General features: G+C 71.2%; 16 protein-coding genes, 2 tRNA genes and 1 pseudogene. 5 read left to right on the top strand and 14 right to left on the bottom strand.

Going from position 1 to position 20,329, the window contains the following annotated elements; genetic code table 11:
• The first annotated feature begins 129 nt into the window (after nucleotides 1-129).
• Both crgA and ACQP0T_RS00200 read left to right on the top strand, forming a co-directional pair.
• Nucleotides 130-396, top strand: coding sequence for a cell division protein CrgA (gene crgA / locus ACQP0T_RS00205; RefSeq protein ID WP_345360077.1), 267 nt, complete (start codon nucleotides 130-132; stop codon nucleotides 394-396).
• 78 nt (nucleotides 397-474) lie between these two features.
• A complete protein-coding gene (locus tag ACQP0T_RS00200) occupies nucleotides 475-891 on the top strand; it encodes a PH domain-containing protein (RefSeq protein ID WP_433870738.1) in 417 nt (138 codons plus the stop codon).
• A 270-nt stretch (nucleotides 892-1,161) separates the two neighbouring features.
• Here the strand turns inward: ACQP0T_RS00200 and ACQP0T_RS00195 are convergent, their stop codons facing one another.
• Nucleotides 1,162-2,085 carry a rhomboid family intramembrane serine protease gene (locus ACQP0T_RS00195; protein ID WP_433870737.1) on the bottom strand — a complete coding sequence of 308 codons (924 nt, stop codon included), beginning with the start codon at nucleotides 2,083-2,085 and terminating at the stop codon, nucleotides 1,162-1,164.
• Nucleotides 2,086-2,121: 36 nt separating this feature from the next.
• A complete protein-coding gene (locus ACQP0T_RS00190; RefSeq protein WP_433870736.1) occupies nucleotides 2,122-2,637 on the bottom strand; it encodes a peptidylprolyl isomerase in 516 nt (171 codons plus the stop codon).
• Nucleotides 2,638-2,816: 179 nt separating this feature from the next.
• Here ACQP0T_RS00190 and ACQP0T_RS00185 point away from each other — a divergent pair, with 179 nt between their 5' ends.
• The 3 genes from ACQP0T_RS00185 to ACQP0T_RS00175 all read left to right on the top strand — a co-directional run bounded on the left by ACQP0T_RS00185 (nucleotide 2,817) and on the right by ACQP0T_RS00175 (nucleotide 4,623).
• Entirely contained in the window at nucleotides 2,817-3,371 is a 555-nt protein-coding gene (locus tag ACQP0T_RS00185) for a hypothetical protein (protein WP_433870735.1), read from the top strand.
• A 497-nt stretch (nucleotides 3,372-3,868) separates the two neighbouring features.
• Nucleotides 3,869-4,078: a helix-turn-helix domain-containing protein gene (locus tag ACQP0T_RS00180; protein ID WP_345360092.1), complete on the top strand. Its 210-nt coding sequence runs from the start codon at nucleotides 3,869-3,871 to the stop codon at nucleotides 4,076-4,078.
• On the top strand, nucleotides 4,075-4,623 hold the full coding sequence (locus ACQP0T_RS00175) for a Clp protease N-terminal domain-containing protein (RefSeq protein WP_433870734.1): 549 nt from the start codon (nucleotides 4,075-4,077) through the stop codon (nucleotides 4,621-4,623). The genes ACQP0T_RS00180 and ACQP0T_RS00175 overlap by 4 nt, the downstream gene beginning before the upstream one ends.
• Here ACQP0T_RS00175 and ACQP0T_RS00170 read toward each other — a convergent pair.
• The 12 genes and pseudogenes from ACQP0T_RS00170 to dnaA form a co-directional block, all read right to left on the bottom strand.
• On the bottom strand, nucleotides 4,584-5,822 hold the full coding sequence (locus tag ACQP0T_RS00170) for an MFS transporter (protein ID WP_433870733.1): 1,239 nt from the start codon (nucleotides 5,820-5,822) through the stop codon (nucleotides 4,584-4,586). The two genes, ACQP0T_RS00175 and ACQP0T_RS00170, sit on opposite strands and share 40 nt — an antisense overlap.
• A gap of 880 nt (nucleotides 5,823-6,702) precedes the next feature.
• Nucleotides 6,703-6,775, bottom strand: a tRNA-Ala gene (locus tag ACQP0T_RS00165).
• Between the two features lie 103 nt (nucleotides 6,776-6,878).
• Nucleotides 6,879-6,986, bottom strand: a pseudogene (locus tag ACQP0T_RS00160) (DLW-39 family protein); the annotation flags it as partial.
• 53 nt (nucleotides 6,987-7,039) lie between these two features.
• Nucleotides 7,040-7,113: transfer RNA gene (locus tag ACQP0T_RS00155), tRNA-Ile, on the bottom strand.
• 92 nt (nucleotides 7,114-7,205) lie between these two features.
• Nucleotides 7,206-8,048, bottom strand: coding sequence for a DUF3566 domain-containing protein (locus tag ACQP0T_RS00150; RefSeq protein ID WP_433870732.1), 843 nt, complete (start codon nucleotides 8,046-8,048; stop codon nucleotides 7,206-7,208).
• A 36-nt stretch (nucleotides 8,049-8,084) separates the two neighbouring features.
• Nucleotides 8,085-10,583: a DNA gyrase subunit A gene (gene gyrA, locus ACQP0T_RS00145; protein ID WP_345360104.1), complete on the bottom strand. Its 2,499-nt coding sequence runs from the start codon at nucleotides 10,581-10,583 to the stop codon at nucleotides 8,085-8,087.
• Nucleotides 10,584-10,660: 77 nt separating this feature from the next.
• A complete protein-coding gene (gene gyrB / locus ACQP0T_RS00140) occupies nucleotides 10,661-12,634 on the bottom strand; it encodes a DNA topoisomerase (ATP-hydrolyzing) subunit B (RefSeq protein WP_433870731.1) in 1,974 nt (657 codons plus the stop codon).
• A gap of 405 nt (nucleotides 12,635-13,039) precedes the next feature.
• A complete protein-coding gene (locus ACQP0T_RS00135) occupies nucleotides 13,040-13,597 on the bottom strand; it encodes a DciA family protein (RefSeq protein ID WP_433870730.1) in 558 nt (185 codons plus the stop codon).
• An 82-nt stretch (nucleotides 13,598-13,679) separates the two neighbouring features.
• A complete protein-coding gene (gene recF, locus ACQP0T_RS00130; RefSeq protein ID WP_433870729.1) occupies nucleotides 13,680-14,855 on the bottom strand; it encodes a DNA replication/repair protein RecF in 1,176 nt (391 codons plus the stop codon).
• A gap of 186 nt (nucleotides 14,856-15,041) precedes the next feature.
• Complete coding sequence (gene gnd / locus ACQP0T_RS00125) at nucleotides 15,042-15,962, bottom strand: phosphogluconate dehydrogenase (NAD(+)-dependent, decarboxylating) (RefSeq protein WP_433870728.1); 921 nt, start codon at nucleotides 15,960-15,962, stop codon at nucleotides 15,042-15,044.
• Nucleotides 15,963-16,131: 169 nt separating this feature from the next.
• Nucleotides 16,132-17,256, bottom strand: coding sequence for a DNA polymerase III subunit beta (dnaN, locus tag ACQP0T_RS00120; protein ID WP_433870727.1), 1,125 nt, complete (start codon nucleotides 17,254-17,256; stop codon nucleotides 16,132-16,134).
• 1,243 nt (nucleotides 17,257-18,499) lie between these two features.
• The gene (gene dnaA / locus ACQP0T_RS00115; RefSeq protein ID WP_433870726.1) at nucleotides 18,500-20,329 is read right to left on the bottom strand and encodes a chromosomal replication initiator protein DnaA; all 1,830 of its coding nucleotides are present in this window, start codon (nucleotides 20,327-20,329) and stop codon (nucleotides 18,500-18,502) included.

Genomic DNA, 20,329 nt, shown 5'->3' with positions numbered 1-20,329 from the left:
GCAACCGCGCCGGTTCCGGGCGAGTTCGCGCACCCGTTCCGGGCGCGGCCGGTGGACGCCGCCCACAACACGAGCGAGTCAGCCCCGAGCACGAGCGGCCCCGCGCCGCACCACCTGGCGAGGACACGAATGCCGAAGTCCAAGGTCCGCAAGAAGGATTCCCCCGCGCCGGTCACCGACCGCCGCACGCCGGTGAAGGCGAAGACCTCCGGCCCGTCGCACCCGATCTACGTCGCGGTGATGCTGGGCATGATGCTGGTCGGGCTGCTGTGGCTGGTGGTGAACTACCTCGCGGCCGAGCAGATCCCGTTCATGGCCGAGCTCGGGGCGTGGAACTTCGCCGTCGGCTTCGGCTTCATGATCATCGGGCTGTTCATGACGATGCGGTGGCGCTGACACCTGCCGTACGCACCGCGTATGTGAAACACACTCATGTAAGCCATCCCCATTGGGGATAACCCCTGTGGATAACTCGTGAGCAGCTCTCGGGAAAGCGCGCGCAGCTGGTCGCCACCGCTGCCGCTGGTGCTCTGCGGCTGGGTTTTCGCGCTGGTCGCGGCGCTGTGGTGGCTGAGCCTGGACGCGGCGGTGGACCGGCTGTTCGTCGGCACCCTGGTCGTCGTGCTGGTCGCCGCGGCGGCCTTCGGATCCTGGTGCCGCCCGAGGCTCACCGCCGACGACGCCGGCCTGCTGCTGCGGGGCATCACCGGCGCGCGGCGACTGCCCTGGTCGGAGGTCACCGTCCGGGTCCGCCGGGACCGCCGCATCGGCCGCACCGTCGCAGTGCTCGAACTCGACCTGACCGACGGCTCGCTGTTCGTGCTGACCAGGCTGGACCTGGGGGTGGACCCGGCCGACGCGGCCGAGGAGCTGGCAGCGCTGCGCCCCTGACCCCGACCCTCAACGACAACACCCGTTCGAGTGGAATCCGCCAGCTGAGGGGCACCCTTGTCCGAGTTGGGGGTCCTTTCAGCATGCGGCGGAGCCGCATGCGGTGCGGCCGTCAACCGGCACCGCCGCCCGTACTCGGAGTTACCGCTCAGCGGTCCCCTCGCGAGGACAGCCGCGACGCCGTGTACGTCGTTGGTACATCAGGAGCGGCTCCCGGAGCGAGAGGGCCGCTGAGGTTCCGCCACCCGCACCGCCACGCAGGGGCGGTCGTCAGGGGCGGATGCCGCACCTGGTGTCGATGCCCGAGCCCCAGCAGTCCAGCGCTCCGAACTGGAGATCCCGGGTCACCAGCATCGCCACCAGGACCAGCAGCAGGGCGATCAGCACCCCGGCCTGCACGGCGTTGCGGCGTCCCCGCGGCGCGTAGACCAGGGCGGCCGTCGCGGCGACGCCGATCACCAGGCCGCCGACGTGGCCGAGCAGCGAGATGCCCGGGATGGTGACGCTCACCACGAGGTTCAGCGCGATCACGATCAGCACCGGGCGCAGGCTCAGCTTCGTGCGCAGCGCGACGATCGCGATCCCGCCCATCAGGCCGTAGACCGCGCCCGAGGCGCCGGCCACCGGGCGGAGCAGTTCGCCGAACAGGAACACCGCCGTGCTGCCGCCCAGCAGCGACAGCAGGTAGACCGCGCCGAACCGGAGCTTGCCGAGCACCATCTCCAGGTCCCGGCCGAGCACCCACAGGGCGAGCATGTTCATCGCCAGGTGGATGAGCCCGATGTGCAGGAAGCCGCTGCTGAGCAGCCGCCACCACTGGCCGCCCGCGGTGAGCAGCGGGTACAGCGAGAAGTCCGCGAACAGCGCCGACGAGTGGTTGGCCGTGGCGCTGCCCGCCTGCACCGCCGTGGCCAGGAAGAACGCCACGTTGATCAGGATCAGCGCCGGGACCACGACCGGCTTGCGGGACAGCCGCGCCCCGGCGACGGTGACCGCCTCGCGCGCCCCGCGTCGACCCTCGTTGACGCAGTCGACGCACTGGTACCCGACCGACGCCTCCCGGAGGCATTCCGGGCAGGCCGGTCGTTCGCACCGGGTGCAGCGCAGACCGGTGGGCCGATCGGGGTGCCGCGCGCAGCCCGGGAGCTGCTGCGGCGCCCCGTCGGCCCCGGAAGGCTCAGGCGGAACAGTCACGTCGCCGTCCTCGCAGCAGGAGCGGGCGCCTGGGCGTCAGGCTCCGCGCTCGATGGTCACCTTCTCGATGACGATGTCGTTGAGCGGGCGGTCCGCGGTGCCGGTCGCGGTGCTCGCGATGGAGTCCACCACATCGCGGGATTCCTGGTCGGCCACCTCGCCGAAGATGGTGTGCTTGAAGTTCAGCCAGGTCGTCGCGGCGACCGAGATGAAGAACTGCGAGCCGTTGGTGTTCGGGCCCGCGTTGGCCATCGCCAGCAGGTAGGGCTGGGTGAACTGCAGCTCCGGGTGGAACTCGTCGGCAAACTTGTAGCCCGGGCCACCGCGTCCGGTACCGGTCGGGTCACCGGTCTGGATCATGAAGCCTTCGATGACGCGGTGGAAGATGACCCCGTCGTAGAACGGTCCGGAGCGCTCACCCCGGGCGTTCGGCTCGGTGTACTCGGCCGTACCTTCGGCCAGGCCAACGAAGTTGGCCACGGTCTTGGGCGCCTGGTTGGGGAACAGGTTGACCCTGATGTCGCCCTGCGTGGTGTGCAGGGTCGCGGTCACAGTCGTCCCAACGAGCGATCCGTTGTCTTCAGCCACCCGTCCATCCTGCCATCGGAAAGCGCGCAGCCGGTCTCTGGGTGCAGTATGGGTGGTGATCGACGCCCGCGGAGCCGGGGTGACGGGTGCGACGGCCCCCGTGACAGGTCGGCGCACCGCTGGTGACAGCGAACGGAGGCACGATGGACGAGGTGAAGGCGATGTCCCGAGCCGGGGAGAGCGTCGGCAAGGCCGTGGGGACCGGAGTGCAGCAGGCCAGGATCGGCACCAAGCGGGCCGGCGAGGTCGGCGTGGCGCTGTCCAAGCAGGCCGCGGCCCGCGCCGAGCAGGAACTCGCCGAGCGGGGCTTGTCCACCGACGAGCTGCAGGAACTGCTCGCCCAGAAGACGACCGGCATGTCCCGCAAGCAGCTGGCCAAGCGCGCCCGCAAGGCGCGCAAGCAGTGGGACAAGAAGACGGCCAAGTCGCGCGAGCAGCTCGCCCGCAACACCGAGGCGGCCCGCCGCGAGCTGGCTGCCCGGATCGAGCCGGCGCCGCCGAAGCGCCGCAAGTGGCCGTGGCTGCTGCTCGCCCTCGCCGCGCTCGGCGCGGTGGCCGCGGTGGCGCTGTCCCGCCGCCCGGAGGAGTTCCCCGTCGCCGAGGCCGACCAGGACCTCACCAAGCGCGACGGCAACGGCCACCACCCCGACTCGGAGCGGCTGGCCGCCGAGAGCGGCAAGAGCGACCACCTCCCCTGACCCGCGCGAGGGCGCGGACGGCGCGGGGACGCGCCTCCGGTCCGCCTGGGCCTCCCCGCACCCGGCAGCCGTCCGCGCCCGCGCGGTTCGGCGCGCGGCAGCAACCCGCGCATGGGCGACGCGCGCCTGCGTGACGCCTGCACGGGTGAACTTCGGCGCAAGCCAATGGCCTGGGTTCCGCCCGGCCCCCGCAGGACGGGCGACCCGCGCGCCCGGCGACCCCGGACGCTCGGCGGAACGACCGCCCGACGCTCCCGCACCGGGTCGTCGGCCGAGCGCGGCATCGACACCCCGAGCACCCGGCCGCCCGGGGAAGCGCCACGTCCCCGCCCGCTGCCGGTGATGGCACGACGACACCGCCCGCCGGTCGGCACCACCCGTTCGAGTGCTGAGTGAGGGGCACCTCCATCCGGGTAAGTCGGATGAAGGTGCCCCTCACTCAGCTCGGGCCGTCAAACCACGTTGACATGGTGAGTTGGTCAACCTACGTTGACGCCATGACTGAAGCGACGGATCTGGCCTCGGCGGCGGGCAGCCCCGATCCCCGGACCGGGCTCCGGGCGGTCGCCGCGCTGCGCAAGCTCCTCGAACGGCTGGAGGCGGTGCAGGTGCGCAGCGCCCGCGCGCAGGGCTGGTCGTGGCAGGAGATCTCCGCCGAGCTCGGCGTGTCCCGCCAAGCGGTGCACAAGAAGCACGGGAGGCGATGATGTTCGAGCGGTTCGCGGCGAACGCCCGCCGGGCGGTGCGGCAGGCCGTCGAGGAGGCCCGGCGGCAGGAGCGCGACGAGATCGGCGGGGAGCACCTGCTGCTCGCCCTGCTGCGCGACCGGACCGGGGAGGCCGGAGCGCTGCTGGCGGGCCGCGGGGTGCGGTCGGCCGACGTCGAGGACGCCTACGCGCGGTCCCGGCGCCGTGGCGGGCTCAGCGAGGCGGAGTCCGATTCGCTGCACGGCATCGGGATCGACGTGCGCGAGGTGGTGGCCGCTGTGGAGCGGTCGCACGGCGCGGAGGCGCTCGTCCGGCGGCGCCGTCGCCGACGCGGCCTGTTCGCCGGGCACCGGCCGTTCACCGCCGAGGCCAAGGCGGTGCTGGAGCGGTCCCTGCGCGAGGCGCTCGAGCACGGCGACCGCTCCGTTCGCGACCTGCACCTGCTGCTCGCCCTGCGCACCGGCGGCGGCGTCGCCGCCGAGGTGCTGGCGGAGCGCGGGGTCGACTACGCCGCGGTGCTCTCCTCGGTGCGCCGGTCGGCCTGAGCCGGTCGCCGCACCAGCGCCGCGCCGAGCGCGCCCAGCAGACCGATCACCGCGAACGCGTAGAAGCCCCACGGGTAGGCGACCCCGGCCGTAAGCATCGCGCCCCCGAGCAGCGGCCCGCAGATCGCGCCGATCCGCCCCATCCCGGCCGACCAGCCCAGCCCGGTGGCCCGGTTCGCCGCCGGGTAGACCCGCCCGATGTAGGCGTAGACGAGCACCTGCGAGCTGAACACGAAGCAGCCCGCGACGAGCACCGCGACGTAGACGCCGATGCCCGGCAGCCGGATGCTCAGCGCCGCCAGGAAGACCGCCGAGGCGAGGAACCACCCGACGGTCGCCGGCCGCGGACCGACCCGGTCGGCGACCCGCCCCGCCACGACGAGGCCGATCACCGCGCCGACGTTCAGCGTCAGCAGCAGGCCCAGCGCGGCGCCCAGCGGGTAGCCCGCGGCCCGCATGATCTCCGGCAGCCAGGTGTTCAGCCCGTAGACCAGCAGCAGACCCATGAAGGACGTCACCCAGAAGGCGAGGGTGGCGCGGGCGAACCCGCCGCGGAACAGCGAGGCGACCGCCGCGGCGGCCCCGCCGGAGGAACCGCGCGACGGCGCGGCCAGGAACGACTCCGATTCCGGCAGGTAGCGCACCATCAGCGGCACCAGCACCAGGGCCGGGGCCGCGCCGATCAGGAACATCGCGGGCCAGCCCAGGTTCGGCAGCACGGCGATGCCCAGCAGCGCGGTGAGCACCGCACCGACGTGGTAGCCGGTCATGATCGTGGTGGTGGCGCTACCGCTGCGGCCCGGCTTGGCGTACTCGGTGACCAGGGCGATCGCGGTCGGCAGGCAGCCACCGAGACCGAGTCCGGCGAGGAAGCGCAGCAGCCCGAAGACGAACGCGGACGGCGCCACCGCGCACAGCGCCGTGAGCAGCGAGAACGAGCCGACCGCGAAGATCAGCGCCTTGCGGCGGCCGACGACGTCGGTCACGGTGCCGATGGCCAGCGCGCCGATGGTCATCCCGACCAGCCCGGCCGTGGACACCAGCGAAGCCGACGCCGGGGTGAGCCCCCACTGCCCCTCGTCCAGCAGCACCGGCAGCACGCTGCCGAGCACCACCAGGTCGAACCCGTCGAGCAGCACCGCCGTCCAGCACAGCGGCAACACCCACCGGGCGTCGCGAACCGTTCCCCGAGCCGACATGACACCTCCACCTGCCTCATCGCAGCACGACCGCCCCGAACCCGGACGCGGCCCGTCGGGGAATGCTGCACCGACGAGAAGGTGACACCAGCGACGACCTTCCACCCAGCAGAAATCCAACCCCACTCGTAACCAGAACTCGACCTGCAGCAAGCAGCAGCACCAGAAGGCACGGCCAGAACCGGAAACCCAACAGCCGCGCGACACCGAAGACGAAGCCGCTCCAACAAGCGGCCGTACCCGCGCAACAACCCGATCCCCACGAAAGGCCAAGCAAGAACCAGCCCGAGAACGAAAAAGGTGCGGAGTCGACAAACCGACCACCGCACCGCAGAAACCCGCAGGGCTCCAACCCCCGGTCACCACCCGAAGCGACCGAAGACACCCAACCCGCGCAACAACCCCAAAGAAACCCCAGCCCCACACCAGGGGGGGCTGGTCCAAGGCCAGGCCAGGAACAACGAAAATGGTGCGGAGCCGACGGAAGTCGACCACCGCACCGTGGGGGCCCGCGGGGGCTCGGCCCCCGCGACAAGCACAGGCGGGCCACGGCGAAGCCGCCCCAGCCCCACACCACGGGGGCTGGTCCAAAACCAGGCCAGAAACAACGAAAAGGTGCGGAGCCGACGGAAGTCGACCACCGCACCGTGGGGGCCCGCGGGGGCTCGGCCCCCGCGACAAGCACAGGCGGGCCACGGCGAAGCCGCCCCAGCCCCACACCACGGGGGCTGGTCCAAAACCAGGCCAGAAACAACGAAAAGGTGCGGAGCCGACGGAAGTCGACCACCGCACCGTGGGGGCCCGCGGGGGCTCGGCCCCCGCGACAAGCACTGGCGGGCCACGGCGAAGCTGCTCCAGCGAGCAGCATCCGCCGCCTCGGTGGAGACGAGGGGAATCGAACCCCTAACCCCCGCCTTGCAAAGGCGGTGCTCTGCCAATTGAGCTACGTCCCCGGATCGGTACCGGGCCGCCTGAGGCGGCGAAAATCCCGGCGGCCGGTGCGAACTCGCCCGAACCGCCGGGACTACCGGATCTGGGGTTGCCGACTCACGCCTCGGCGGTGGCCTCGCGCCACAGGTCGGCCTCGGCCTTGGCGGCCTTGTTGCGCCGGATGACGAACAGGACGACACCGGCAACGGCGGCGAGTGCGAGCAGCTTCTTCATTCCGGTCGCCTCCTAGTGGGCACGAAGCCTGTGACGTCCCAGTCTCCTGGGGGTGGGCCTAGAAGGACTTGAACCTTCGACCTCTTCGTTATCAGCGAAGCGCTCTAACCGCCTGAGCTATAGGCCCCTGTTCCGTTCTGCACCTACAGTACAGCACGGATCATCCGGTCGGCGCCGGGGGGTGGCGTTCCCGGCGGCCCGGGAACGCCACCCGCGACGTCACTCGCGCTCGGACAGGGTGACCTCGACGCCCCCGGCGAGGTCGGCGGCCACGTTGTAGATGAACGAGGCGACCGTCGACAACGCGGTGATCAGCACGATGTTGATCGCGCCGATGATCATGGCCACGCCGAACACCCGGCCCGCGCTGATCAGCGGTTCGCTGGCCGCATCCTCCGGCTGGGTGAGGTCGGTGAAGGTGCCGTTGAGCTGTTCCCAGACGCCCATCCCGTCGAGCACCCCGTAGAGCACCGCGACGGCGATCATCCAGACGAAGAACATCGCGACGCTGAGCACCAGGGCGAGCTTGAGCACCGACCACGGGTCCAGCCGCTTGATCTGGAGGCTGGCCCGCCGCGGTCCCCGGCTGGGCCGGCGCGCGGCGGTGCCGCTGGCCTGCCCGGCCGCCCCGGCGCCGCCGGTGAAGGAGACCTTCGTGCGCCCGGCGTCCGGCAGCTTGGTGCGGACCGTCTCCTGGTCGTGCACCGGCTTCGGGATCGTCTGGGTGTCCTCGGCGTCCGGCCCGCCGAACAGCGCGCCGCCCGCCCCGGGCGAGCCCGCCGCCGACTGCTGGGGCGCGCTCTGCTGGGCGTCGACCGCGACCGAGGTCGCGGCGCCGCGCTGCCACGGCGGCGGCACCGCGGTGCCCTCCGGCTCGTCGGCGGGTGCCGACTCCTGGCCGGAACCGGACCCGGCCGCCGACTCGGCGGAGTCGGACCGGGAGGTGCCCGGTCCGGCGGGGGCGGCCTGCGCGCTGTCGGCAACCGTCTGCGTGCTGGCCGACGTCCGGTCCCCATCCTGCGGTTGCGAATCCGGGCGATCCGGTTTCTCGGAACTAGTCACGATCGGTCCTTCACTGATCGTCGGCGGCGGTGGTGGTTACTTCTGCTGCTGCTCCGGCCCCGCAGTGTCCGGGTCCGCGGCCTCGTCGGCATTGCGAGCGATGGCCACGAGCGCGTTGCCCTCGTCCAGGTTCATCAGACGAACTCCCTTCGTCTGCCTGCCTGCCTTGCGCACCTCCTTGGCGGAGGTCCGGATCACGCCACCGGAGGAGGTGATCGCGTAGAGCTCATCGTCCACGTCGGCGATGAGCGCGCCCACCAGCCTGCCACGCCTGGTGTCGTGCTGGATGGTCAGCACACCCTTTCCGCCGCGGCCCTGCACGGGGTAGTCATCGATCGGGGTGCGCTTGGCGTATCCCCCGTCCGTGGCGACCAGCAGGAACCGGTCGGGCCGCACGACGCCCATCGCGAGCAGCTCGTCACCCTGGTTGAACCGCATCCCCAGCACGCCCGAGGTGGCGCGGCCCATCGGGCGCAGCGCTTCGTCGGTGGCGTGGAAGCGGATCGACTGCCCCTCGGCCGAGACCAGCAGGAGGTCGTCGTCCGACGAGCAGAGCACGGCGCCGACCAGCTCGTCGTCGTCCTTGAGGTTGATCCCGATGAGTCCACCCGATCGGTTGGAATCGAAATCGGTCAGCTTGGACTTCTTGACCAGGCCCTGCTGGGTGGCGAGGACCAGGTACGGCGCTGCCGTGTAGTCCTTGATCTGCATGACCTGGGCGATCTGCTCGTCGGGCTGGAACGCCAGCAGGTTCGCCACGTGCTGACCGCGCGCGGTCCGGTTGGCCTCCGGCAGTTCGTAGGCCTTGGCGCGGTAGACCCGGCCCTTGTTGGTGAAGAACAGGATCCAGTCGTGGGTCGAGCAGACGAAGAAGTGCGACACGATGTCGTCCTGCTTGAGCTGCGCGCCCTGCACGCCCTTGCCGCCGCGCTTCTGCGAGCGGTACAGGTCGGTCCGGGTCCGCTTCGCGTAACCCGTCCGCGTGATGGTGACGACCACGTCCTCGGTGGCGATGAGGTCTTCCATCGAGACCTCGCCCTCGTAGGGCACGATCTTGGTCCGCCGGTCGTCGCCGAACTTGTCGACGATCTCCTTCAGCTCGTCGCGGATGATGGCGCGCTGCCGCTCCGGCTTGGCCAGGATGTCGTTGAGGTCCTCGATCTCCCGCTCGATCTCGGCGAGCTGGTCGACGATCTTCTGCCGCTCCAGGGCCGCCAGCCTGCGCAGCTGCATCTCCAGGATCGCGTTGGCCTGGACCTCGTCGACGTCGAGCAGCGAGATCAGGCCCTGGCGGGCCTCGTCGACCGTGGGCGAGCGGCGGATCAGCGCGATGACCTCGTCCAGCGCGTCCAGCGCCTTGACCAGGCCGCGCAGCACGTGGGCCCGCTCCTCGGCCCGGCGCAGCCGGTACCGGGTGCGCCGCACGATGACGTCGATCTGGTGCTGGACGTAGTACCGGATCACCTGGTCCAGCCGCAGCGTGCGGGGCACGCCCTCGACCAGCGCCAGCATGTTGACGCCGAAGGTGGTCTGGAGCTGGGTGTGCTTGTACAGGTTGTTCAGCACGACCTTGGGGATGGCGTCGCGCTTGAGGGTGATCACGATCCGCATCCCGCGCCGCGAGTTGGACTCGTCGGCGATGTCGGAGATGCCCGAGATCTTGCCGTCCCGGTGCATCGTCGCGATGCCCTCGATCAGGTTGTCCGGGTTGACCTGGTAGGGCAGCTCGGTGATGACCAGCGTGGTGCGGCCCTTGCTGTCCTCCTCGATGGTCACCACGGCGCGCATCTTGATCGAGCCGCGACCGGTGCGGTAGGCGTCGGCGATCGCGTTGGTGCCCAGGATCAGGCCGTGGGTCGGGAAGTCCGGCCCCTTGACCCGGGCGAGCAGCGCCTCCAGCAGCTCGTCGTCCTCGGCCTCCGGGTTGTCCAGCGCCCACATGACGCCCTCGGAGACCTCGCGCAGGTTGTGCGGCGGGATGTTGGTGGCCATCCCGACCGCGATCCCGCTCCCGCCGTTGACCAGCAGGTTCGGGAACCGCGACGGCAGCACGTCGGGCTCCTGGGTGCGGCCGTCGTAGTTGTCGGAGAAGTCGACGGAGTCCTCTTCGATGTCGGCGAGCATGTGCATCGCCAACGGGGCCAGCCGCGACTCGGTGTAGCGCATGGCCGCGGCCGGGTCGTTGCCCGGCGAGCCGAAGTTGCCCTGGCCGTCGATCAGCTGGTGCCGCATCGACCACGGCTGGGCCAGCCGCACCAGCGTGTCGTAGATCGCCGAGTCGCCGTGCGGGTGGTAGTTGCCCATCACGTCGCCGACGACGCGGGAGCACTTCACGTACCCGCGGTCGGGGCGGTAGCCCGAGTCGTACATCGCGTAGAGCACCCGGCGGTGCACCGGCTTGAGGCCGTCCCGCACGTCCGGCAGCGCCCGCGCCACGATCACGCTCATCGCGTAGTCGATGTAGGAGTTCTGCATCTCCTGCTGGATGTCGACCGGTTCGACGCGGCCCTGATCCGGCGGCAGGATTTCGGTCACGAGGCAACGTTCCTTTCAGGTGTTCGGGAGGTGGGCACCGCGGCCCGGGGCGGTTCGCCGACCGCCCCGGGCGGGGCTCACACGTCGAGGAAGCGCACGCCCTTGGCGTTGCGCGTGATGAACGAGCGCCGCGCCTCGACGTCCTCCCCCATCAGCACGCTGAACAGCTCGTCGGCGGTGGCCGCGTCGTCGAGCGTGACCTGCATCAGCAGCCGCGTGTCCGGGTTCATGGTCGTCTCCCAGAGCTCGTCGGCGTTCATCTCGCCGAGGCCCTTGTAGCGCTGGATGCCCTCCTCCTTGGGCAGCTTGCGCCCCTGGGCGGCACCGCGCTCGAGGAGCTGGTCGCGCTCCCGGTCGCTGTAGGCGTACTCCGGTTCCGACCGCGGCCACTTGATCTTGTAGAGCGGCGGCTGCGCGAGGTACACGTGCCCGGCCTCGATCAGCGGGCGCATGAAGCGGAACAGCAGGGTGAGCAGCAGCGTCCGGATGTGCTGGCCGTCGACGTCGGCGTCGGCCATCAGCACGATCTTGTGGTAGCGCAGCTTCGAGATGTCGAACTCGTCGTGGATGCCGGTGCCCAGCGCGGTGATGATCGCCTGGACCTCGGCGTTCTTGAGGACCTTGTCGATCCGCGACTTCTCCACGTTGATGATCTTGCCGCGCAGCGGCAGGATCGCCTGGAACCGGGACTCCCGGCCCTCCTTGGCCGAACCGCCCGCCGAGTCGCCCTCGACGACGTAGAGCTCGCACTCGTCGGGAACGTTGGACTGGCAGTCCTTGAGCTTGCCGGGCAGGCCGCCGATGTCCATCGCGCTCTTGCGCCGGACGAGCTCCTTGGCCCGCCGGGCCGCCATCCGGGCCTGCGCCGAGCCGACCGCCTTGTTCACGATGGTCTTGGCGTCGGCCGGGTTGCGCTCGAACCAGTCGGTCAGCCACTCGAAGGCGGTGGTTTGCACGAACGACTTGACCTCGGTGTTGCCCAGCTTGGTCTTGGTCTGGCCCTCGAACTGCGGCTCGGAGACCTTGACCGACACGATCGCCGCCAGGCCCTCGCGGACGTCGTCGCCGGTGAGGCTGCCGTCCTTGTCCTTGAGGAGCTTCTTGTCCTTGGCGTAGGAGTTGACCACCCGGGTCAGCGCCGAGCGGAAGCCCTCCTCGTGGGTACCGCCCTCGTGCGTGTTGATCGTGTTGGCGAAGGTGTAGACCGACTGGTTGTAGCCGGAGTTCCACTGGAGGGCGACCTCCAGGTCGTGCCCGTTGCCGGCGGAGCTGAACGACACGACCTTCTTGTGGATGGGCTCCTTGGTGGCGTTGATGTGCCGGACGAAGTCCTCCAGGCCACCCGGGTAGTGGAAGACCCGCTCGGTGGCGCGGGCCGAGGTGCCGCTGGCGTCCGCGCCCGACTCGTCCTCCTCCGGGACCCGCTCGTCGCGCAGCACGATGGTCAGGCCCTTGTTCAGGAAGGCCATCTCCTGCAGTCGGCGGGACACCGTCTCGGCGTTGTAGCGGGTGGTCTCGAAGACGTTCGGGTCCGCCCAGAAGGTGATCGTGGTGCCGGTCTTGGGGGTCTTCTCGCCGCGCTGCACCTCGGACACCGGCTTGGAGTCCTCGTAGCGCTGCCGCCACACGTACCCGTCCCGGATGACCTCGGCCTCCAGCGCGGTGGACAGCGCGTTCACCACGGACACGCCGACGCCGTGCAGACCACCGGAGACCGCGTAGGAGTCGCCGCCGAACTTGCCGCCCGCGTGCAGCACGGTGAGCACGACCTCCAGGGTCGGCTTGCGCTCCACCGGGTGCATGTCCACCGGGATGCCGCGGCCGTCGTCGACGACCCGGACCCCGCCGTCGGCCAGCAGGGTGACCTCGACCCGGGTGGCGTGCCCGGCCATCGCCTCGTCGACCGAGTTGTCCACGACCTCCTGCACCAGGTGGTGCAGGCCGCGTTCGCCGGTGGAGCCGATGTACATGCCGGGGCGTTTGCGGACGGCCTCAAGGCCCTCGAGAACGGTGATGGATGAAGCGTTGTAGTCGCTCTTCTTCGGTGCCACGGGCCTCGATTTCTCCTTGAGCCGACGATGCCAGTCTGGGGTTGCGGGCCAGGCCCCTCCGACGGCGGCGCAGGCCGGGGTCGGTGGGATCCCGGTCGGTGCCGGTCCTGATCGGTGCGGGCCCGGTCCCTGCGGACCTGGTCCTGGGCGGCTCGGTGACCGGGCCGCTCACCCCCGGGCGCGGCCGTTGTCGGTGAGTCTCGACCACACCCCGTTCACGATTCTACTGGTCCCCCGCGACAGAAGCGGGGCAAGGACACCCCTGACTTGCTCACAGAGCGGATAACTCGAACCCGGACACCATCCGACGGCCTCGCGGGCGGATCGGCGAGCCCACGACTCGATCGGACGGCTCCCCGGCGCCACCCTCGCCGGCACGCTCAGCGAGAACCACCACCGGCGCCCTCAGCCGTAGGTGTCGCGCGGCCCTCTGCCGGACACGTGCCGCGGACCTCGCCGCCAGCTCGGCGCGGCCGGGCCCTGGACCTTGATCCGGCGCACCACGTCACCGCCCACCCCGTCGGCGATCCGCTTGAGGATCTGCCGTTGCAGCAGCCGGAGCTGGGTGGCCCACGCGGTCGACTCGGCCTGCACGGTGAGCTCGCCCTCCTTCAGCGCCACCGGCCGGGTGTGCTGGGCGATGTCCCCGCCCACCAACGTCGGCCAGCGGGCGAAGACCTGACCGCCCGCGAGCTGGTCGGTCCACCCCCGCTCGGCGGCGATCCGGGACGCCAGCCGCCCGAGCGGCTGCGGGTCCCGGTCGTCCGGTCGGGCCCCGGACCAGCCCCGGCGCTTGCGGCGGCCGGGGCCGACCCGAGCCTTGCGAGCGGTGGACCGGCGCGCCGCGGACTGCTCCTTGGCGGCCTGGAGCGCGGCCCGCGCGAGGTCCGGACCGCGCAGCGCGGAGCCGTCCGAGCCCGCCGCGGCCTCGGCGGATGGCGCCGGGTTATCCACAGCATCCACAGAGTTATCCCCAGATGTGGGTAGTCGCGGCTGATCCGCCCCCGCGGGCGTCACGCTGCGTGCAACCGCAGATCGCGATCGGTTAGCGGACACGTCGCACCTCGCCTTCGCGCACGTCGAACCGCGCGCCGGAGAGCTCCTCCGGGACGTCCTCCACGACCGCCGCGGTGACCAGCAGCTGTTCGGCACCGGCGACCAGCTCGGCCAGTCGCGCCCGGCGGCGGCGGTCCAGCTCGGCGAACACGTCGTCGAGGATCAGCACCGGTTCCGCGCCATCCTCGGTGAGCAGGTGGTAGGAAGCCAGCCGCAACGCCAGCACGAACGACCACGATTCGCCGTGGCTGGCGTAGCCCTTGGCGGGCAGCTCGCCGAGCAGCAGTTCCAGGTCGTCGCGGTGCGGCCCGACCAGCGACACGCCGCGCTCGATCTCCTGGGACCGGACCCGCTCCAGCTCCGCCAGCATCGCCGACTCCAACACCGCCGGATCGGCGCGCTCGCCGAGCGGATCGCCGTACCCGGCGGGCAGCGCGTCACCGAGGCTGCTGCGGTAGTGCAGGTCGGCGACCCGACCGGACGGCCTGGTCGCCTCCTCGGTCGCGGCCACGCTGGCGTACGCGCTGGTCACGTGGGGGGCCAGGGCGGCGACCAGGTCCAGCCGCCCGGCCAGCAGCTCGGCCCCGAAGCGCGCCAGGTGGCCGTCCCAGACCTCCAGGGTGCGCAGGTCGGCGGACCCGCCGCCGCGCCGCGCGCCGCCCGCCGTCTTCAGCAGCGCGCTGCGCTGCCGCAGCACCCGCTCGTAGTCGGCGCGCAACCCGGCGTAGCGGGGGGCTCGGGCCACCAGCAGGTCGTCCATGAACCGGCGGCGTTCCCCCGGATCGCCGCGCACGATCGCCAGGTCCTCCGGGGCGAACAGCACCGTGCGCAGGATGCCGAGCACGTCGCGCGGCTTGGCCGCCGCGCCGCGGTTGATCCGCGCCCGGTTGGCCTTGCCGGGGCTGATCTCCAGCTCGACGAGCAGTTCGCGGCCCGCGTTCACCACGGCGCCGCGCACCACCGCCCGCTGCGCGCCGTCGCGGACCAGCGGGGCGTCCTGGGCGACCCGGTGGGAGCCGAGCGTGGCGAGGTAGCCGATCGCTTCGACCAGGTTCGTCTTGCCCTGGCCGTTGGCGCCGACCAGCACGGACGGGCCGGGGTCGAGCGCGAGGTCGGCGTGCGGCCAGGAGCGGAAATCGGTGACTTGCAGATGGCGGACGTGCACGGAGGTCCTACCTGGAGCAGGGACGGAGGCGGGCGGTCGCCGGACCACCGCGGGGCGGTCCGGCGACCGCGACGTCGAGTCGAGGCATCGCCTTGTCGACATGTCGGGCCGTCGACGAGCCGACTCGTCGACGACGGCGACCAGGACGCGACCTCCCGGCGGGCACCGCCGGGGAGCGCCCTCGCGTCAGCCCTCGGACTTCTGCACGCTGTGCCCGCCGAACTGGTTGCGCAGCGCGGCGACCGCCTTCATCGCCGGGGAGTCGTCCTGCCGGGAGGAGAACCGGGCGAACAACGAGGCGGTGATCACCGGGGTCGGCACCGCGTTGTTGATCGACTCCTCGACGGTCCAGCGGCCCTCGCCCGAGTCGCTGACCCAGCCGCGCAGCTCGGACAGCTCCGGGTCCTCCTCCAGCGCGCGGACCAGCAGGTCCAGCAGCCAGGAGCGGACCACGGTGCCCCGGCTCCACGCCTTGATGGTGGCGGGCACGTCGGTGACCACGTCGGAGGCGGCGAGCAGCTCGAAGCCCTCGGCGTAGGCCTGCATCAGGCCGTACTCGATGCCGTTGTGCACCATCTTGGCGTAGTGCCCGGCCCCGACCGGACCGGCGTGCGCGAAGCCCTCGTCGCGCGGCCCCTCCGGCCGCAGCGCGTCGAAGATCGGCATCGCGCGCTCGACGTCCTCGGCGTCACCGCCGGCCATCAGGCCGTAGCCGTTGGCCGCGCCCCAGACGCCGCCGGACACGCCGACGTCGAGGTACTTGATCCCGTGCTCGGCGAGCAAGGCGGCGTTGCGCTGGTCCTCGGTGTACTTCGAGTTGCCGCCCTCGATCACGAGGTCGCCCGCCGCCAGCAGCCCCGCGAGCTGCTCGATGGTCTGCCGGGTCGGGTCGCCGTGCGGAACCATGATCCACACCACCCGCGGGCCGGACAGCCGGCTCACCAGCTCGTCGATCGAGGCCACGTCGCTGACGTCCTGATTGCGGTCGTAACCCACGATGTCGTGCCCGGCGGCGCGCAGCCGCTCGCGCATGTTGAAGCCCATCTTGCCTAGACCGACAAGTCCGAGTTGCACCGGATCTCCCTTTGCGAAGCGAATTTCTGGCATGGGTGGCCACTGGGAGGTGACCGGTCGCGGGCGGTGGTGACGACCGCGACCGATTCTGGGCTCTCCCGGAAAGCGGCGGTGGCCGTGCGGGGCCGGACGCGGGGAGCGTTCCCGGGACGACGCCCGAGGTCGCTCCCCGCGGCCGCGCGGATCTTTCCGGGAGCAGTCCTCAGCCCGGCAACCGCACCGGCATCAGCAGGTACAGGTAGCCCTCGGCCACCTGTCCATCTTCGCCGACCGGTTTCAGCAGCGCCGGGCGGTTCGACGTGGTGAACTGGAGCTGGGCCCGGTCGCTGCGCAGCGCCCCGAGCCCGTCCAGCAGGTAGGCCGGGTTGAACGCGATGGTCAGCGGCTCGCCGACCAGCTCGACCGGGAGCTCCTCCTCGGCGCTGCCCTCGTCGTCGCCACCGGCGGTGAGCCGCAGCCCGTCCTCGGTGAACTCCAGCCGCACCTGGGTGCCGCGCTCGGCGACCAGCGAGACGCGCTTGATCGCGTCGGCGAGCGCCCCGACCTCGACGTTGGCGGTGACGGCGCTCTCCGCGGGCAGCAGCTGCCGGTACTTCGGGAACTCGGCGTCGAGCAGCCGGGTGGTGTTGCGGCGGGTGGCCCCGGACAGGCCCAGCAGCCCGTCACCGGAGGCCAGCGACATCTCCACCTTGGCGCCGCCGGTGCCCAGCGTCTTGGCCGAGTCGGCCAGCGTCTTGGCCGGGACCAGCACCGCGGTGTCCTCGATGGACGTGCCCGGCTCCCAGGTGAACTCGCGCATCGCGAGCCGGAAGCGGTCGGTGGCCACCATCGTCAGCTTGTCGGCGTTGATCTCCACCCGGATGCCGGTGAGCATCGGCAGCGTGTCGTCCTTGCCCGCCGCGATCGCGACCTGGGCGACGGCTTCGCCGAGCAGGTCGCCGGGCACCGAGCCGGCGTGCTCGGGCATCGCGGGCAGCTCCGGGTAGTCCTCCACCGGCATCGTGGGCAGGGAGAACCGCGAGCTGCCGCAGGTGATCGTGACCCGGGAACCGTCCACAGTGAGCTCGACGGGGCGGGGCGGCAGGGCCTTGGTGATGTCGGCGAGCAACCGGCCCGAGACCAGGGTGCGGCCGGTCGAGTCGATCGAGGCCTCGACGGTCACCTGGGCGGAGACCTCGTAGTCGAAGCCGGAGATGGTCAGCGCTTCGCCGGAACTCGCGTCGAGCAGCACCCCGCCCAGCACCGGGACCGGTGGGCGCGACGGCAGGCTGCGCGCGACCCAGGCGACGGCATCGGCGAGACCGTCACGTTCCACGCGGATCTTCATGGATGTCCTTTCGGTTCCAGCCATAGCTGAAGCTGCCGAGAACTCGCTGGAAGCAGCTCATCGGGGGTCGGTCTGCTTCAGGCGTCACGGACGGACGCGTTGCCCCGTGCCGCGGAGCGGAGAACCTGCGGAGCGGTCCTCACGGGAGTTCCACCGTAGAGCGTCTTCCCCGATCTCCGCATCCGGGTCCGCCGCACCCGCCGGACGCTCGGAGCGAGTTATCCACCGATTCGCCGCTGCCTTACTTCTGTTCTCTTTTTTCATGAAGGAGAAGAGAAGAGCGCAGTAGTAGTAGGTCCTGTGAGTTGTGGGGACAACCGCCGTTGTCGCAGGTCGCACGGCGCGGCGTGCTGTGGATGAACACGGGATGTGATCGTGGACTGCTGCAAGCGGGTGGTGGACAACTTCCGGCCCGTTCGAGTCCATCCACAGCCGCGCCGAGTTCTCCACACCGCTGTCCACAGCTCGAGGCCCAGTTGTACCCAGGCCCTGTCGATAGCCGCCCGTCGCCCGGTCGGGTTGTGGGCGGATCTGTGGGCCAGCTGTGCTCAACTCCCCGCCAGCCTGTGGGCAGCTCGCTCCGCGCTGTGCACAGCCTGTGGATGGTCTGGGGAAAACACCAGGTCAGCGCTGTGGATCGTGGTGCTGTGGACAACTGGGCTTCACCGCGCGTTTTTCTCCCGGCGGGGTGAGGCGAAAGCCACCCGGTTCCCAGAAAAGAATCCGCCCGGATCCGCGCGCCGCGAGCCCGTAGCGCGCTCGCCCGGCCGCGCACCGTGCGCGGACGGGCACTTCGGGTGCTACTCCGGGCGGTGCGCCGCGGGGTGGGAGACGCGCGCGGGCGGCCGGATCTTTCCGGTGGAGGGGTGGGACGCGGCCCCATCGGTCCGGCAGAAAGGTTCGTCCGTGCCGCGCCCGTCCCCGGGGCCGGGCGCGGCACGGGGACGGCTCAGCGGGACGCCGGTCCGGCTCAGCGGGGCGCGGCCGGGGTCGCACCGGAAGCGCCGGGACCTTTCTCCCGGGCCGGTCCGGTCGCGTCGGGGTGGTCCGGCAGAAAGGTCCCGGCGGGCGCGCCCGGAGGTCGGGTCCCGCCGGAGGCCGCAGTGGTGACCGGAAGGTTCCCCCGCTGCCGCCGGTGACAGGAAGGTTCCCCCGCTCGTACGGGAGCCGAAGGGGTGCGGAGACGAACCGGCGCGCGGGCGGTGCTCGACCGCCCGCGCGCCGCGGTGGGTGGTGCGCCGGTTCAGCGCGACTGCTGCTTGATCCGCGCGGTGAGCTCCTGCACCTGGTCGTAGACCCGGCGCCGCTCGGCCATCTCCTTGCGGATCTTCTTGTCGGCGTACATCACGGTGGTGTGGTCCCGGCCGCCGAAGTACTGGCCGATCTTGGGCAGCGAGGAGTCGGTCAGCTCGCGGCACAGGTACATGGCGATCTGCCGGGCCTGGGCCAGCGCCTTGGTCTTGCCCGGTCCGCACAGGTCGTCGATCGTCACGCCGAAGAACTCCGCGGTGACCGCCATGATCGTCGGCGCGGTGATCTCCGGGACCTGCGAGTCCGGGATGAGGTCGCGCAGCACGATCTCGGCGAGCTGGAGCTCCACCGGCTGCCGGTTCAGCGAGGCGAACGCGGTCACCCGGATCAGCGCGCCCTCCAGCTCGCGGATGTTGCGCTCGATCCGGGAGGCGATGAACTCCAGCACGTCGGCGGGCGCGTTCATCCGGTCCTGCGCGGCCTTCTTGCGCAGGATGGCGATCCGCGTTTCCAGCTCGGGCGGCTGGATGTCGGTGATCAGCCCCCACTCGAACCGGGTGCGCAGCCGGTCCTCCAGGGTCCGCAGCGCCTTCGGCGGGCGGTCCGAGGAGACGACGATCTGCTTGTTGGAGTTGTGCAGCGTGTTGAAGGTGTGGAAGAACTCCTCCTGGGTGCCTTCCTTGCCTTCGAGGAACTGGATGTCGTCGACCAGGAGCACGTCGACGTCGCGGTACCGCCGCTGGAACGCGACCTGCCGGTCGTCGCGCAGCGAGTTGATGAAGTCGTTGGTGAACTCCTCGGTGGAGACGTAGCGCACCCGCATCCCCGGGAACAGCCGCTGCGTGTAGTGCCCGACGGCGTGCAGCAGGTGCGTCTTGCCGAGCCCGGACTCCCCCCAGATGAACAGCGGGTTGTACGCGCGGGCCGGGGCCTCGGCGGCGGCGACCGCGGCGGCGTGCGCGAAGCGGTTCGACGAGCCGATCACGAAGGTGTCGAAGGTGTACTTCGCGTTCAGCCTGGTCTGCGAGGTCGGCGGCGCGTGCTTCGGCGCGGTGAACGGCTGGCCCTGCCCCTGCGGCTCGCCGCTGCCCCGGTTGAACGACGGCCAGGACTCCGTTTGCTGCTGGGGCTGCTCCGGCTCCTCGTCCGGCTCGTCCTCCGGTTCGGCGTCGGCCTCCGGGAGCTGCGGGATCTCACCGCCGGGCCACTTGAACTCGGTGGTCGGGAAGTCGAGGTCCTGCTGCTTGGGTTCCGAGGGGCGCCACGGGTGGTCCGCGGTGATCGCCGGGATCGAGCCGGTGTGCGCGGTGGGGCCGAAGGACTCGGAGCCGAACGCCTCGGTGCCGTACTTGTCCGGGACGTACTTGTCGGCGGGGAAGCCCTCGGTCCCGTAGTTCTTCTCGGGGGCGTACTTGTCCCCGGAGTAGGTCTCCGGCCACGCCGGCTGCGCACGGCCCAAACCGCTCTGCGGCAGGGGTGGCGCCGACGGCTCCGACGCGCGCGGCGGCGTCCAGACCTCGGGGCCGCCCGGCGCGGCGACCGGCCGGGTCGGGCCGGGGGTGGTCGCGTCGACCTTCACGGCGAGGGACACGTCGCGGCCGAGGCGGCGGGAGAGCGCATCGGTGATGGGGTCCCGCAGCGCGCGCTCGATGGCCTCCTTGGCGAAGTCGCTGGGCGCGGCGAGCAGTGCGGTACCGTCGAGCAGGCCGATCGGGCGGGTCACCCGCATCCACGCGCGTTGCTGCGGGGAGAGCGTGCCGGAGGACAGCTCCTGGACCACCTCGTCCCAGACCCGGACGAGATCCGCTTGGTGGTCGGACAC

Source organism: Saccharopolyspora sp. CA-218241, from assembly GCF_050954615.1.
Lineage (GTDB): Bacteria > Actinomycetota > Actinomycetes > Mycobacteriales > Pseudonocardiaceae > Saccharopolyspora > Saccharopolyspora cebuensis.
The sequence above is the reverse complement of the archived record's forward strand: the minus strand, read 5'-3'. Positions and strand labels throughout refer to the sequence as shown.

Excerpts from the sequence above, each read along its gene's own strand:
- ACQP0T_RS00180 (WP_345360092.1), top strand. The coding sequence starts at position 3,869 with ATGACTGAAGCGACGGATCTGGCCTCGGCGGCGGGCAGCCCCGATCCC.
- gnd (WP_433870728.1), bottom strand. The coding sequence starts at position 15,962 with ATGCCAGAAATTCGCTTCGCAAAGGGAGATCCGGTGCAACTCGGACTT.
- ACQP0T_RS00175 (WP_433870734.1), top strand. The coding sequence starts at position 4,075 with ATGATGTTCGAGCGGTTCGCGGCGAACGCCCGCCGGGCGGTGCGGCAG.
- dnaN (WP_433870727.1), bottom strand. The coding sequence starts at position 17,256 with ATGAAGATCCGCGTGGAACGTGACGGTCTCGCCGATGCCGTCGCCTGG.
- crgA (WP_345360077.1), top strand. The coding sequence starts at position 130 with ATGCCGAAGTCCAAGGTCCGCAAGAAGGATTCCCCCGCGCCGGTCACC.
- ACQP0T_RS00185 (WP_433870735.1), top strand. The coding sequence starts at position 2,817 with ATGGACGAGGTGAAGGCGATGTCCCGAGCCGGGGAGAGCGTCGGCAAG.
- ACQP0T_RS00170 (WP_433870733.1), bottom strand. The coding sequence starts at position 5,822 with ATGTCGGCTCGGGGAACGGTTCGCGACGCCCGGTGGGTGTTGCCGCTG.